Source organism: Chitinophaga sp. 10T418 (assembly GCF_056394125.1).
The window spans coordinates 18,701-32,041 of sequence record NZ_JBFTHG010000023.1 but is presented as its reverse complement, the minus strand read 5'-3'; the positions used below and the strand labels follow the sequence as shown (position 1 = coordinate 32,041).

13 protein-coding genes are annotated in these 13,341 nt (G+C 44.6%); 5 read left to right on the top strand and 8 right to left on the bottom strand.

What is annotated here, in order from left to right; translation table 11 throughout:
• Positions 1-42: 42 nt before the first annotated feature.
• From AC1DCV_RS34900 to AC1DCV_RS34890, 3 genes are all read right to left on the bottom strand, one after another.
• Positions 43-633 (bottom strand): hypothetical protein, encoded by a 591-nt coding sequence (locus AC1DCV_RS34900; RefSeq protein ID WP_477027528.1) that lies wholly within the window; start codon positions 631-633, stop codon positions 43-45.
• Positions 634-749: 116 nt separating this feature from the next.
• Positions 750-1,754: a cyclase family protein gene (locus AC1DCV_RS34895; RefSeq protein WP_477027527.1), complete on the bottom strand. Its 1,005-nt coding sequence runs from the start codon at positions 1,752-1,754 to the stop codon at positions 750-752.
• A gap of 65 nt (positions 1,755-1,819) precedes the next feature.
• Entirely contained in the window at positions 1,820-2,398 is a 579-nt protein-coding gene (locus AC1DCV_RS34890; protein WP_477027526.1) for a TetR/AcrR family transcriptional regulator, read from the bottom strand.
• 158 nt (positions 2,399-2,556) lie between these two features.
• Here AC1DCV_RS34890 and xth point away from each other — a divergent pair, with 158 nt between their 5' ends.
• The gene (gene xth, locus AC1DCV_RS34885) at positions 2,557-3,336 is read left to right on the top strand and encodes an exodeoxyribonuclease III (RefSeq protein WP_477027525.1); all 780 of its coding nucleotides are present in this window, start codon (positions 2,557-2,559) and stop codon (positions 3,334-3,336) included.
• 432 nt (positions 3,337-3,768) lie between these two features.
• Positions 3,769-4,548, top strand: coding sequence for a hypothetical protein (locus AC1DCV_RS34880; protein WP_477027524.1), 780 nt, complete (start codon positions 3,769-3,771; stop codon positions 4,546-4,548).
• A 71-nt stretch (positions 4,549-4,619) separates the two neighbouring features.
• On the opposite strand, the gene AC1DCV_RS34875 is transcribed toward AC1DCV_RS34880, so the two are convergent.
• The 4 genes from AC1DCV_RS34875 to AC1DCV_RS34860 all read right to left on the bottom strand — a co-directional run bounded on the left by AC1DCV_RS34875 (position 4,620) and on the right by AC1DCV_RS34860 (position 7,272).
• Positions 4,620-4,943, bottom strand: coding sequence for a S24 family peptidase (locus AC1DCV_RS34875; protein WP_441576835.1), 324 nt, complete (start codon positions 4,941-4,943; stop codon positions 4,620-4,622).
• Between the two features lie 36 nt (positions 4,944-4,979).
• Complete coding sequence (locus AC1DCV_RS34870; RefSeq protein WP_477027523.1) at positions 4,980-5,690, bottom strand: ATP-grasp domain-containing protein; 711 nt, start codon at positions 5,688-5,690, stop codon at positions 4,980-4,982.
• Positions 5,691-5,744: 54 nt separating this feature from the next.
• Entirely contained in the window at positions 5,745-6,521 is a 777-nt protein-coding gene (locus AC1DCV_RS34865; RefSeq protein WP_477027522.1) for a pseudouridylate synthase, read from the bottom strand.
• 64 nt (positions 6,522-6,585) lie between these two features.
• Positions 6,586-7,272 (bottom strand): hypothetical protein, encoded by a 687-nt coding sequence (locus AC1DCV_RS34860; protein ID WP_477027521.1) that lies wholly within the window; start codon positions 7,270-7,272, stop codon positions 6,586-6,588.
• A gap of 238 nt (positions 7,273-7,510) precedes the next feature.
• Here AC1DCV_RS34860 and AC1DCV_RS34855 point away from each other — a divergent pair, with 238 nt between their 5' ends.
• From AC1DCV_RS34855 to AC1DCV_RS34845, 3 genes are all read left to right on the top strand, one after another.
• Complete coding sequence (locus AC1DCV_RS34855) at positions 7,511-8,605, top strand: alpha/beta hydrolase (RefSeq protein ID WP_477027520.1); 1,095 nt, start codon at positions 7,511-7,513, stop codon at positions 8,603-8,605.
• 269 nt (positions 8,606-8,874) lie between these two features.
• Positions 8,875-9,993 carry a hypothetical protein gene (locus tag AC1DCV_RS34850; protein WP_477027519.1) on the top strand — a complete coding sequence of 373 codons (1,119 nt, stop codon included), beginning with the start codon at positions 8,875-8,877 and terminating at the stop codon, positions 9,991-9,993.
• A 215-nt stretch (positions 9,994-10,208) separates the two neighbouring features.
• Positions 10,209-11,288 carry an acyltransferase family protein gene (locus AC1DCV_RS34845; protein ID WP_477027518.1) on the top strand — a complete coding sequence of 360 codons (1,080 nt, stop codon included), beginning with the start codon at positions 10,209-10,211 and terminating at the stop codon, positions 11,286-11,288.
• Between the two features lie 63 nt (positions 11,289-11,351).
• Here AC1DCV_RS34845 and AC1DCV_RS34840 read toward each other — a convergent pair whose 3' ends face one another.
• The gene (locus tag AC1DCV_RS34840) at positions 11,352-13,331 is read right to left on the bottom strand and encodes a hypothetical protein (RefSeq protein WP_477027517.1); all 1,980 of its coding nucleotides are present in this window, start codon (positions 13,329-13,331) and stop codon (positions 11,352-11,354) included.
• Positions 13,332-13,341 lie beyond the last annotated feature (10 nt).

Here is a 13,341-nt window from a genome sequence, read left to right as displayed (position 1 = left end):
CACCATTGGCTACAAGGTTTTCTATTTATCAGACAGCGATTATTATTTTATCTTCTTACCTACTCTGCCTTCCATCCCGGAAATCATGTTAATACATTCTTCCAAACGGGAAAAACAAACACTGCCATCCAGGGCCAGGTCTTTTTTGGTGACCTCCATGCCGCCCAAAAAGGCTTCCAGGTACGACAAGTAGCGGCCCGGCTCATCATACAGTATTTTATAAATCTGGTCATTTAACTTATCTCCTTCCTGCTGCACAGACTCACTCACGAGGTCATTCACCTCCCGCATACCCTGCATTACTTTGCTCATTCTCTCTTTCAGTTGTTCCAGGTTATTCGGATCCTTTTTGCCGGGAGCAATGTTATTCCTGAACAAGCTGTCTGACAGCGTCTTTCGCGTTTTCTTATAAACGGTCAGGTCCAGCTTCAGTGTTTCCAGTCGTTGTTTTAACTGTTCAGCTTTTTCACTGGAATAAGGTTTATCGATATCATTATTCAGGTGCTTGACCCAGGTGAGCAAGCCAAAAGTAATATCCGTTACCATCGGGTTACTGGTTTGCCCAAACGTAACTGTAGCAAGCGTTAGCAAAAAAAAGAACAATGAACCGGATAATATTTTCCTACCAACCATTTTTATATTCTTTGAAAGGTAAATGACGAAGTATCATCCGCAGCAGCCACTTTTACAAAGTGGCTGCTGCGGATGATTGAAAATACACAATTTATAAGAGAGATGAAAATATAGCCTTACAATGGAATCGCAATTGGACGTAGCGGTGCTCCGCTGGCGCCGCGCAGCTTCAACGGCAGCCCTATAAATAAAAACTCCTTCACTTTTGCAGCCGACAGCTCTTCAAGGTATACCAGCTCAATGAACATCGTGCCTTTTTGTGCCAGCAGGTAAGTATGCACCGGCAGCCAGTTGGTACTGTCAGTGGAAGGCGTCACTTCCAGACCGAGGTTATCGGCGCCCAGGGTCATAACACCTTTGGTTTCTACCAGCCATTTCACGGCCTCCAGACTCATACCCGGACTGCTGCCCATGAATTTCGCCTTGTCGCTATAAAAATATTTCATGAGACCTGTTCTGATAAAAACGATATCGCCTTTGTTAATTTGAAGGTGCTGCGCTGTGATCAGCTCCTGCAGTTCTTTCAGTGTGATGACGTAATTGCCTGGTAACACCTCTACTCCTTTATAAGCCGCCACATCCAGGAGTACTGCTTTACCGATGATCGGCGGGATCTTTTCCGCACCGGATTTATTCCAGCCGCGGTCGCTGAGATGTTCATCTGCGGCGTAGCCGTTCCAGATCTTCCCATGCAAACCGAAGTGGGAAAGGGCATCTATATGCGTACCTGTATGTGTGTACAGGGAGATGGCATCGCCGGTATAGCTCACCTTCTTATTCATATCGCTGCCCTGTTGCGTAAGGTCGCCTACAACGGTGCCCCGGGGCGTATGCGTGAGCCAGTATTGATAAGGCGGGTCACCTAATTCTGTAAAGCCAGGCATGCCAATAAAATATTCCACGCCCAGATCATAGACTTTGCCTGTTCTCAGTTTAGAGAACAGGGCCAGGTTGGCGCTGTCGCTCATCATGTGCAGCGATCCTATTTCGTCTGATGCCCCCCATGGGCTGCTGCCTGCCTGTTCCGTTGCTTTGTGCTGTCCTGTGGCGGTGATGCCTCCTGCCAGGGAGATCGCCAGTAATACCAGCTTATACCAGCCCATTCTGTTCCATGCGTTCATGTTACTACAATTTTAGTGTTGATTTATGATTATTGAATGATCATTCAAATAATAGATAAAAAAAATCAGCTGCTTAGGCTGCTGATTAATTGTTCCAGCGATGTATTGACCAGCTTTCTGTCGTTATACAAAATATCCATTTGCCAAAGGCCGTTATATCCCATGTACAGGAACCTGGCCAGGTCTTTAGGATCCTTGTCCGCCGCTATTTCCCCGGCTTGCTGCGCTTTTTCCAGCAATCCTTCGAATACCGATATAATGCCATTGGCCTGTGCCGTAATGATGGCGTGTACCTCCTTATTTTTACGGCCCAATTCAAAACAGGACTTCACCACCAGGCATGCTTTCCCATCTTTCAGGATGGCAGCAGCGCCTTTGCGGAGCATATTTTCAAGCACTTCCAGGGGGGATCCTGTCATCTGTCCCCCTTCCTGGAATGCTGACAGTTTTTCGGCCGAGTATCTTTTCAGGCATTCCAGGAAAAGCTGTTCCTTGCCACCAAAGGTGTCATAGATACTGCCAGGATTCAGCTTCATCGCCACTACCAGGTCTTTCATGGAAGTAGCGTTATACCCTTTCGCCCAGAAAAGCTGCTTGGCTTTCTCCAGTCTTTCCTCCGGATCAAATTCTTTTAGTCTGGCCATAATACATCAAAGGTATTTATTTTTGAACAAGTATTCAACAATTAATAAAATATTGTCAAAAGCATTTCCAACATTCTTTCTTGTCGTGTACAAATACTTCCTATATTTAACCGGCCCGATTTTTATTATTGCATCGAATACATAAACCGATCACTGTCATGAAAATAGCCACGTATAATGTTAACGGCGTCAACGGACGCCTCCCCGTATTGCTTCGCTGGCTGGAGGAAACCGCACCAGACGTTGCCTGTTTGCAGGAATTGAAAGCACCCCAGGAAAAATTCCCCGAGCAGGCCATACTGGATGCCGGCTACCATGCCATCTGGCATGGGCAAAAAAGCTGGAATGGAGTCGCTATACTATCGCGCAGCGCTGAAATAAAAGAGATCCGGCGGGTACTCCCCGGTGATCCGGAAGATAGCCACAGCCGCTATATAGAAGCAGTGATCAATGGTATCGTGATTGGTTGTCTTTATTTACCAAATGGCAATCCCGCACCAGGTCCAAAATTCGACTACAAACTAAACTGGTTTAAACGTCTCACCGAGCATGCCCTGTCATTGATGGCACAAAATATTCCGGTGATCCTCACTGGCGACTTTAATGTAATGCCTACGGAACTGGATGTATACAAGCCTGAACGCTGGGTAAATGATGCGTTGTTCCGCCCGGAAACCCGGGCCGCCTTCCATGAACTGGTAGCACAGGGCTGGACAGACGCCATCCGGAAACTGCATCCGACTGATAAAATCTATACTTTCTGGGATTATTTCCGCGATGCTTACGGTCGCGATGCAGGTTTACGCATAGATCATTTCCTGCTCAGTCCTGCTGTGGCGCCCCGTCTGGTGGCGGCCGGCGTTGACAGGAATGTACGCGGCTGGGAAAAGAGCAGTGATCACGGCCCCGTATGGATAGAGCTGAAAGACCAGGCATAAAATAAGGGGAATATGCACACGACGCTTATTCTCCTTTATAGTATAAAAAAACCAGCCCCTGGCAAGTGGGGCTGGTTGGTTGGTTTATCTCTAATACCCGTGATAATGATGATGATAATAATGAGGACGAGAATGATAATATCCAGGTCTGTCGCGGACAACAAGACAACTGCTTAATCCGGATATTAATACGGCGCTGATGATCAAATATTTTAACATTTTCATGATTGTCAGGTTTGAATGTACGTGATGAATCAATGGAAGTTAAGCATCTGCAGGCTGTTTAATCTTCGTTTGCTGATATAGTAAATGATAAAACTGTGCCAGACTGTTGCGGCAACTGTTATCTAGTGTTAACGTATAGTTTCTCCTCTTCAAATGGGCTATGAAGGCGCTCCTTGCCATCATCCATTAATTTCTTATTATTGCATAATGACCCTTTCAGAAGCGCTGATTACTGCAGCACGCCGTTATTGTATGGAACACCGGGCCTATTGGATGACCAGGTATGCAAACGAACGCACCGGCCAGGATTTCCCGGTGTATACTTATTCCGATAAAGATTACGATTTATTTCCGCGCTATAATATGCTGGCCGCCATCCTGGGAGAAATAGAAATACTGGTAGGCAACCCAGATGTTTCCCGCAACACATTAGTACAGCTGGGGCTTTCTGCCCAACTTCCGTTTAATGATACTGAAGAACATCCCATTGAAAAAGCAGCCATGCAGCAGGAGCGGGAAAAATTCGTTCACTTTATACAAACAATTACGCCGGAGGTGCTGGATCAAACGGCACCACTTCCCCACCGCAGACGCTTGGATGCCGCTGAAAAAGAGGTGGTGGATCAGCAATTGCTGGAGCGCTGGAATTATGACGGAGACTATTGGGATCCAATCATTGACAAGTGCCATACGGAGCTATTATATCTTGCTAAGGCTAACATCACAAAAGAAGACTACCAGGCCATTATCGGCTTTATTGGCAGGTATACCGCAACGTACTTACTGGAAGCAACAGAAGAAGGCGTTATTACCGAGATAGCCGTTGATGAATTTCACCCTGACTGCTACGAAACGGCCTATTGTGATTATCAGTATGAGTGGATTATTTATGGCTCACATGAATCAACCATTACTTTTGCCGGTGAGCAACTACTCGCATTTATCAGACAACTTTTTGAAGGGCGGGAAGACTTGTTTAACAAATGAAGCCATTCTCTTCGTGCAGGGGAAAAATGGGGTGGTCGGTTTCAGGGAGGGGGAATGCAATTCTTATTGCTTCAATCTTTCTTATAAATAATTCTGTTTTCAAATTCGCCTGCAATCACCTTTCCATAAATTACTTTCGTCCATCCGTTTTCGTAACCATGGTTGTTGGCGATCAGGCAGCCCTTGTTGGTGTCTTTCTTAATCACCTTGTGGGCATCAATGTACCGGCCCTTTACTTTACAAAATACGATGTCGCCAATTGAGTATTCTGCTGCCTTTATGAAGGTGAGTAGCGTACCGCTTTTCAATATCGGTAACATCGAGGTGCCAAAGGCTTTCATTTTTCCGGTACCGGTCATTTCCAGTTCATTCTTTAATCTTTCGTATTTATTCATGTTTTAAAAATTGGGGGGGGCTTTTTGTTATAAATGTTATGTTTGGGTGGCATTGATGATGCAGTCTATTACATTTTCGGCCTGGCAATTATTCAATCCGGCGCCCCAGCAGGCATTGAATTCAAGTACAAACCAGCCAGTATGTTCGCTATAGGCAATATCTACCACCACAACATGCGGAAGCTGATGTTGATGGTGGCCAATGAAATCTGTCAAAAAGCTTTTCCCCGCTGCCAGGTCTGCAGTACCTTCATACAAGGCGATATCCATTACAATACCGTCTTTAATAAAGCTCCTGGCCTCTGCCTGTATAGGTGCAACAATGGAGGAAACAAGTATTTCTTCCTGGTCATTTAAACCCGCGGTCACTTCCTGAAAGTCTGCCAGCGTTTCAAAAATACCTGCCATAAATATTTTCGGGATTACCGGCTTGATGAAAACGGGAAAGTCGCCGGCAGTGATCTGCCCGATTTGCCTCAATGCAATATTCCGTTTGATCCATTGTTGCTCCAGTCTTGCTATCAGTGTATCATCCGGAGAAATGAGGGTAACGTTATAAATTTGCGCCAGCACCAACGCAAATGCCTGGTTTCCATAAATGGCAATATCCTGTCTGGCCAGGGCTTCATCGCGGATCCAATACTTGCCTAATCTTTTTATTATTCCCCCCTTACGGGTCCAGGTGGCAAATACCTGCTCAAATTCGGCGTCTGTTTTCTCGGGGATCAATAGTATAGTTGGTTTCATCTTACTTAAATATAGGAACTAAAATAGGGCAATTAAGCGTCATTACAGCGTTGGTTACCTGCCAAGCATATGTGCCAGTATAGGTCCGCATTTTTCGCGACAGGGAGCATAAAAATGTCCATGTTGCCAATAGGCTGATTTGGGAGACAGCCCCCACCAGAATTCTGCCAGGGCTAATGGCTCCATCTGGTGACGAAATGCATATTGCAATAATTTCGGCGCGGCACATTCTCCTGCACCTGCCGGCGGCTTCTTATAAACCGTATTGGCAAAAATCTCCACCAGGCTTTTTGACTCGCCCATTTTATTCAAAAAATGGTATTGCTCAAAAATTCTATTTTGCAGAGAGACGGAATGATGCTTCCTTAATGTTTTCAGGAGATGTATCTGTGGGGCATTTGCTTCGGGATCAAACAGTTCCAGGGACGTTATTTCCTGATTTATCTTCGTCAACTTTGTCATGCCGGTATTTACAAAACCTCCTTCGACCAGGCCATCGAAGATGGGCGGAACAAATCCTGCATGGTGGTTTCCACCTGCTAATTTGCCCGAAAATGCCGCCAGGTAACCCAGTTCATCTTCTTTAGTCCGAACGACCAATACGCCGAACATTTTTCCTATTATCGCGCCTTCTGCATCAGATGACAACCCAAAATTATGCTTCCATTCCTCCTGATACTGCAGATGTAACTGTAGTTGGCTTGCTGCCAGCCGGCAAAGCGGATGTGGCGCATCGTCTATTGAAAAGGTTAGCCCTGCGGCCAGTGCATTAACAGTTGTTGATTTATCAAAAGTGCAAAACGCTGATTTCTCATCAACCAGGTTGTGCATTTCCTATTTTCTCTTAAAATAAGTCGCAAATTTAATACAATTCGCTGAGAAAACAGTTACCTGGTTAAAGATTCAGCCTGAGCCCCGCTGAAAGATTCAAATGAGACAGGTTTTCTTTCTGTCCATCCTTCAGCGTGAGCGTCTGCGAACTGGTCGCATCTTCCTTTGTAACACGTGTAAGTTGGCCACTAATCAACGATAGCTGCGCACCCGCTGAAAGTCTGCGTGTAATACGAAAATCATAGCCGGCATCCCATCCAATACCCAAAGTACCGCCTGACAATATCATCCTATGTTCCTCCACCCAACCATTATCACGAAACCCCAGGTATCCCAGCGCTACATTGGCATAAAAGGCATTGGTTTTAGCCGCATTGAAAATACGTGTGCCGAAAGTGGCCGCATAGAAACTAATGGAAATGTTATCCATCACACCCGCATGCATGGTGCCACTGCCGGTCATCATCGGAATCACACCACTGTGGGCAGAATGAAAGAGGTTATACTTAACCCCCACTCCCATGCTTTCCCTGAAATAATACATCGCATCTGCTCCTACATTGAAACCGGATTTTAGTTTTTTCAGATAGTCTTTCGCCTCTCCGCTAAATTCAGAAGATATTTTGCCGAGGCGGTAACTGTAACCACCATTTACAGTGATCCGGAAAGAAGGTATATCAGTTGGCTTAGTCTGGGCGTAGGCTCCCTGCATAAAAGCAGTAGCTAACAGTATAAGGAATAGCTGCTTCATAAATATAGGATTAAATGATATCAGAGTTGTTCTTTTGCTAAAGTAGTGTACATTTTATGTATTACTATAACACACCTTTACAACTACATGATTATCACATGCCGCATGTTTATTTCAAAATTGTCGAGACTGAAAATCCGTCTTGAAAAACGAACCTTGAAAAAACAATTTTATTGTATATTGATCATGTAACATGCTCAATTTTTCAACCAAAACATCTCACAAAATTTCCCTCTTCATGAAAAGATGCCTTCTTCTTACCCTCCCATTTTTATGTTTCCTGTCATTTGCCCATGGACAAAACAAAGATGCTACAGACTCCTATTCCAAAGGCAAAGCAATTATTACAGATCTTGATAAAATAGTGGCTCCTGCCGGTATCCAGGAAAGTTACGAAGTGCCTGTCGGCGGCATAAAGCAGTGGGTATATGTACGCGGACAGGATACCACCAATCCCATTATCCTGTTTGTACATGGTGGCCCGGCCTCTCCTATAGCTCCTGTGATGTGGATGTTTCAGCGCCCGATAGAAGAATACTTTACCGTCATTAATTATGATCAGCGTGCTTCCGGAAAAACCTATAGGACCAATGACACTACTGGCTTAGGCCAGACTATTCACATTCAGCAATATGTTAGTGACGCTATTGAACTGGCAACGTTTATAAAAACAAAATACAAAAAACGAAAAGTCGTCCTGATAGGGCATAGCTGGGGGACCATCGTTGCGATGAAAGCAGCCCTGCAACGCCCCGATCTGTTCTATGCTTACGTTGGCATCGGTCAGGTGATAAACGTGATGGATAATGAGCGTATCAGCTTTGAATACGGAATACAGGAAGCCACGCGATTAAAAAATGATACGGCGCTGAAAGAATTAACATCCATTGCTCCTTATCCCGGTAAGGAACCGGTAACAAGAGAGCGGATTATTATTGCCCGGAAATGGCCACAATATTATGGTGGATTAAGCGCCTACAGAACAGAGCCCATGTACTTTTTCGATGGACCACTGTTATCACCTGACTATAGCACCAATGATGTAACCGCCATAGATCAGGCAAATCTATTCACTTTGGGACGGATATTACCCGAGTTCCTCAACGTGGATTTTAAACAGGTGAAAGCATTTCCTATTCCGGTGCTGATGTTTATGGGACGGCATGACTACACCACCCCTTCCGTGCCTACCGACTCCTGGCTAAAAAATGTGAAAGCACCGTTTAAAAAAGGAATCTGGTTTGAGCATTCAGCTCATTTAATCCCGTTGGAAGAACCGGGGAAAATGCTGATGAGCTTAGTGGAATATGTCAGACCCCTTTCATTAAAATAATGAGATGCCGATTATAAGTACTTTAAAAGAAAGACGACACCCCACATAAATTATTMATACTATAGCGAAACATAAAATCCAGTATGATAGAAATTTCCGCATAAGACAAATATCTGAACGCTAAACGGTAAATTAATATCTACTTTTTAAAAAATAATAAATACTATGTCATCTCACTTCAGTTGGCTGCGCTAACTTCACATTTCAACCTATAAACCCGAGCAATCATTATTTGAAACCCGATTTTTAAAATTCCTCAATTCAACTCCATGAACCTTCATTCCTTCTACGTTGCGGGCAGCATCGCTATGCTCCTGCTGTGCGGTGCCTGCACCAAACAATTGAAAAATGACCCTGCTAATCTGTCCGGAGCAAAACTTTCTGCTGGTATTGCCGCTGCCGCACCTGACCCTTCCGGTCTGAAACTACACGAGTTCTTACGGGCAAATGGTCCGGCTTTCGAAACATTTAATGTATCCGCACAGCAGGGTGAAAGCGTTACTACCAAAAGTGGGAAAAAATATACTATCCCACGTAATTCACTGCTGAACCCCGATGGCACGCCTGCCAGCGGAACTGTCACCATTTCTGTAAAGGAAATCAGTAATGCCGCCAGTATGATCTTCGCGGATAGGCCTACTGCCACCAACAACGGGAAAGCGTTGGAATCCTTTGGCGAATTTTTTGTTGTCGCCAGCCAGGGCACTACCCTGCTTAAATTGCGCCCCGATAGCGCTATCAAAGTGCAGGCACCTGCAAAACCCAATGACCAGAGAATACCGATGTGGAATGGTGATACTACCGTTACCAGGGATATTTCCGGTTATAATTACTTAAACCAGTTCATCACGATCTCTACCCAGGTTAGCGCCAACAAAGGGGTTGACTGGCAACAGGTAACCAACCCCGCATCTGCTTACGCCCTCTTCGATGGCAGCAACGGTACCCTTAACTTCCGGTTGGATAGTTTGATTAAATGGACCAACTGCGACCGTTTGTATAACACGCCTAATCCGAAAACAACCGTACTGGGCTACTTCAATACTAATTACAACCCGGCTACCGGCACCAGCTTTGGTGGAGAAGAACCTTCTATGCTCTATTTTAAACCTACCGGTATCAATAGCATCATTAAGTTCTATAACACCATTTTCACGCCACCAGCAGGCTTCCAGGGCTTTTTAAGCTATCAGAACGCTGTCTCCGTTGGACAAAGCGGTACTTTCCTCGCTATATCTTCCATTGCCGGACAGTTTTATGCAGAGCAAAAAACCGTGGTGATTGGTACGCCGGCGCCAGGCCAAACCTTCACCAGCGTTACGTTTAATCCTGCTCCAGTTACTCCGGCTGCACTTGTAGCCCTGATCAATAGCATGAATACCAAATAATGATTCAAATAAAAATAGCCGCTAATGGTTGATTAGCGGCTATTATTCCTCCCTCCTCCTCCCCGCTGCAAGGACTGCAGCATAACTATTACCGCACAAAGTGCTGAAAGATTGAAATGTTCAATGTATCTTACCCCCCGTTTTGGACGTTTCCGCACCAGGGAAATTTCCACCAAATGCTGCACAGATGCAGAAACATACTAAAACAGTGAGTGATGAATGTGAACACACCAGGCCCGGACGTACTAAAAACCAAACAGCATTTTGAGATCCTCGATGGATTAAGGGGAATAGCAGCGATATCAGTAGTCCTTTTTCATTTCATGGAGATAGTGTATACCGACTACAGCAAAAACTTTATTGGACACGGCTTCCTGGCGGTAGACTTCTTTTTCTGTTTGTCCGGATTTGTTATTGGATACGCATATGATGGTCGTATAACACAAATGGGGCTAAAGACGTTTTTTAAATCAAGGATCATCAGGTTGCATCCCCTGGTGATTGTAGGTTCCGTTATAGGCTTACTGGGTTTCCTTTTCAACCCATTTGGTATACCCCCTCATTTTTTTGGGTTGATTGAAATCGGGGTGATCTTTCTCTGCGCTGTTTTTATGATTCCGCTGCCCGTTATGCCGGAACGCTTTTTTAACCTGTTCAGTTTTAATGCGCCTGCCTGGTCGTTGTTCTGGGAATATGTAGCCAATATTTTGTATGCTTTTGTGCTTTATAAACTGAGTCGCCGTTACCTGATTTTACTCACCATACTTGCAGCTGCGGCGCTTTCCTATGTAGCCTATCATGCCGGGAACTTAATGGGCGGATGGGATAAAAGTAGCTTCTGGAACGGCTGCGCACGCATCTCTTATTCCTTTTTGGCAGGACTGATTATTTTCCGCCTCAATTTAATTATCAAAAACAGACTAGGTTTCATCGGCCTGTCCATATTGCTGTTGTTTGCCTTTTTAATGCCTTACGTTCAATGGAACTGGCTGGCAGAACTGCTGGTAGTACTAATTTATTTCCCCTTACTCATCGCATTGGGCGCAGGCGCCAGCCTGGCACCATCGTTGAAAAAGCTATGCGTTTTCTCCGGGAAAATATCTTACCCACTGTATATGACACATTATGCCGCTATGTGGATATTCGCCAATTATTACAATGCTCATAAACCGGGAACCGCGCAATTATCTTTTATCGTGATAACAGGTACCTTGCTGTTAATTGGGTTTGCGTATTTAGTCATGGTGCTCTATGATATTCCTGTCAGAAAATATTTAAGTGCCAAAATGAAGTAGGCCCCAAAGTACATCGCCTGCCTGTAAACAGGCAGGCGATGAAATATTTTCAGCAGCAGTTCATCATTTATTTTTAGGCCTGTTATAAAGATTAAAAAATGGTAAATCCACGGCCAGGAAAAGATTCCATCGCCAGGAAGGATTTGTTACCACTGTACTGTTTGTGGCGTCAATTTTAGACAAGCCAGGCCCATACTGTGCGCCAAAACCAACTGAAAGAGGCAGGTTGGCACCCACACCATACACCGCGAATACACCAGGAGAAAATATCTGTCCCAGCTCAATCTTATAATTCTTGTTGATAACGGTGGCATTCGGGTCGGTGCTGGTGGCATCCGGCGATTTCTCCAGCTTATAGTCAACAATAGCACCCAGATCAAACAAGGCACCAAACAGGCTGATAGCCCCGCCCTTGCCCCAGCTCAGACCTCCAGGCGTCCAGGAAATCCCAATCGGCGCAGTGACGCCAAATTTATCGGACCAGGTGCCACCGGCAGCATTACTTCCATTGGAAGTAGAAAAGAATGCTCCCAGGTAGGTTTGCACAGAAATATTGCAATTTGTATATTTTTTAATAGAGGAACTTCCCACAGGCAGAATGACATTCTCCAACGCTGCCTTCACCTGGTCTTCATCTTTGGCTTCCACCATATTAGCCATAAACAAGGCATAAGGCTTTACTTTTTGTGTAAACGTGAGCAGCTTATCGAGCTTTGTTTTCTTATCATCATCAGCTACCGCATGCAAAGGATTTTTATTATCGCTGGTGAGGTCATGTACCTGCATCAGAATATCCAGCGCATCATTCACTGCTTGTGTATACTGACTGCTGTAAATATCTTTGTACAAGGCATTTGACTTCTTTACAATTGTTAAATATTTATCAGTAACAAGATCTTCGTTAAATATTTTCACAATGCTAAACGCATAATCAGCGATATCGATGGAAGTATTGATATAGTTGTAAATGTCCTCATCACCTATTTTTTCATGAGCGGATATTTTCTTCGCGATGTCATCATACCCTGTCTGCACCTTTTCTGTCAGGTTAATGAACTCGCCCAGTTTATTCTGAAACAACAGGATGTTACCAGCCTGCTCTGTAAGTATACTGGTTAACTTAGTAGGAGTAGCTGCTTTTCCTAAATAGAATGTAAGATCCTGCAGCAAGGCTTTTTGATAAACCAGTCCCATAAATATTCCCGTAAAAACGTCATCCGTCAGCAGGCTATGAATATCTTTAGCGGACACCCAGATTCTTGTGGTATCCTCGTTTCTTAAGCCTTCGGAAAATATAGCGGCAAACCGGATAGTGGCGCCCATGTTTTTAAATCCAACACTACCATTTTCCTTCCACTCCTTCAGGGAGGCGAGGTCCTTTATTAAGTCCGCCGCGGTAGCAGTACCTGTTTCCAGTTCATGTACCAGCCTGATAGAACGAATAGCCACCCTTACTTCAGGGAAATTAATCAACAAAGCCTGATAGGTAGGCAATTCCAGTACATCATCCAGGTGATATGTCAATTGTTTCAAGTCTTCAAAGAAACCATTGCGCAGGGCCGGCAGCATTTGCGGATATGATTGCGCCAGCAGGTTAACCAGGTTGTTGGTTGTCTTGGGAAATAAAATTTTAAACTCCGCATGCTCATCTGCAAATTTCTTAAACCGGTTAAAGAAGGCAATGGTTAATTCCTGCTTCGCCCTGTCTATCATCAGGTCTGCAATGGCATTGGCAAATTTCGTTACATCCAGTCCACTTACAGCAGACAGGGTTTTAGACACGAAAGAAGCGGTTCCCCCATCCGCAAAATTATCCGGCACATAAGGCTTGAAAAATGGGTTCTTAATCATCTCTCTCGAAATATCAGTACCTGCCGGATAATAGGGAGCCAGTACTTTCACCAGGTCTGCTCTCGCTTCAAACACCTGCTCCTGTTGATTGTAACAATGTTGCCTGATATACAGCGCATCATAAAATACCGATTGTCCGTTGGATCCTATGCCAAGCAGACAAACAAGGAATGTGACAATTAAAAATTTCATTTCATGAGGT

Excerpts from the sequence above, each read along its gene's own strand:
- AC1DCV_RS34840 (WP_477027517.1), bottom strand. The coding sequence starts at position 13,331 with ATGAAATTTTTAATTGTCACATTCCTTGTTTGTCTGCTTGGCATAGGA.
- AC1DCV_RS34860 (WP_477027521.1), bottom strand. The coding sequence starts at position 7,272 with ATGAAGCAGCTATTCCTTATACTGTTAGCTACTGCTTTTATGCAGGGA.
- AC1DCV_RS34875 (WP_441576835.1), bottom strand. The coding sequence starts at position 4,943 with ATGAATAAATACGAAAGATTAAAGAATGAACTGGAAATGACCGGTACC.
- AC1DCV_RS34900 (WP_477027528.1), bottom strand. The coding sequence starts at position 633 with ATGGTTGGTAGGAAAATATTATCCGGTTCATTGTTCTTTTTTTTGCTA.
- AC1DCV_RS34895 (WP_477027527.1), bottom strand. The coding sequence starts at position 1,754 with ATGAACGCATGGAACAGAATGGGCTGGTATAAGCTGGTATTACTGGCG.
- AC1DCV_RS34855 (WP_477027520.1), top strand. The coding sequence starts at position 7,511 with ATGAAAAGATGCCTTCTTCTTACCCTCCCATTTTTATGTTTCCTGTCA.
- xth (WP_477027525.1), top strand. The coding sequence starts at position 2,557 with ATGAAAATAGCCACGTATAATGTTAACGGCGTCAACGGACGCCTCCCC.
- AC1DCV_RS34845 (WP_477027518.1), top strand. The coding sequence starts at position 10,209 with ATGAATGTGAACACACCAGGCCCGGACGTACTAAAAACCAAACAGCAT.
- AC1DCV_RS34870 (WP_477027523.1), bottom strand. The coding sequence starts at position 5,690 with ATGAAACCAACTATACTATTGATCCCCGAGAAAACAGACGCCGAATTT.
- AC1DCV_RS34865 (WP_477027522.1), bottom strand. The coding sequence starts at position 6,521 with ATGCACAACCTGGTTGATGAGAAATCAGCGTTTTGCACTTTTGATAAA.
- AC1DCV_RS34880 (WP_477027524.1), top strand. The coding sequence starts at position 3,769 with ATGACCCTTTCAGAAGCGCTGATTACTGCAGCACGCCGTTATTGTATG.
- AC1DCV_RS34850 (WP_477027519.1), top strand. The coding sequence starts at position 8,875 with ATGAACCTTCATTCCTTCTACGTTGCGGGCAGCATCGCTATGCTCCTG.
- AC1DCV_RS34890 (WP_477027526.1), bottom strand. The coding sequence starts at position 2,398 with ATGGCCAGACTAAAAGAATTTGATCCGGAGGAAAGACTGGAGAAAGCC.